This is a genomic window from Candidatus Symbiothrix dinenymphae, assembly GCF_001431085.1.
Genome location: NZ_BBRU01000419.1, coordinates 1 through 442, shown reverse-complemented (window position 1 = coordinate 442; position 442 = coordinate 1). Strand labels below are relative to the sequence as shown.

The window sequence follows — 442 nt, the reverse complement described above, 5'->3', positions numbered from 1 at the left end:
GCTGCGCAGTTTGACGGGAAGCACGCGCAAAACGAACTGACTGTTGAGGCTATTTTGCAATATGTTTCGCTTGACGAATTGCGGACGTTTGTTGTCAAAAAAGCAAAGTATAACAGCGACTTGGCAAAAGCCATTACCTTTGAATTTGCCGAGAAATTGAAAAAGCCTGCCAAAACAATAGATGCAAGCGCAGATGACGAAGCAACAGATGCCGAAGCAACAGATGAAAATTTCTATAAACCGCTTGTTGAAGCCGATTTGAATGAGGTTGAGTTTGATGCAGAACGTTTTTATGACTATGATTATGACAGTGATAGAGACGTGGATTTGAGCATTTTGAGAGATTGGCTCAACAAGGCGGAAAAATTTGTCGAGCAGCAAGAATACGATGATGCTTTGTTGGTTTGCAAAGCCGTGATTGAAGCCTACGCCGATTGGTATG

Annotated in this window: 1 protein-coding gene; it reads left to right on the top strand. The window is 42.5% G+C overall.

The window, feature by feature from the left end; all coding sequences use genetic code 11:
- Window positions 1-442, top strand: a 442-nt coding sequence (locus tag ASC50_RS04675) for a hypothetical protein (RefSeq protein WP_158648446.1), incomplete at both ends; no start/stop codon positions are given.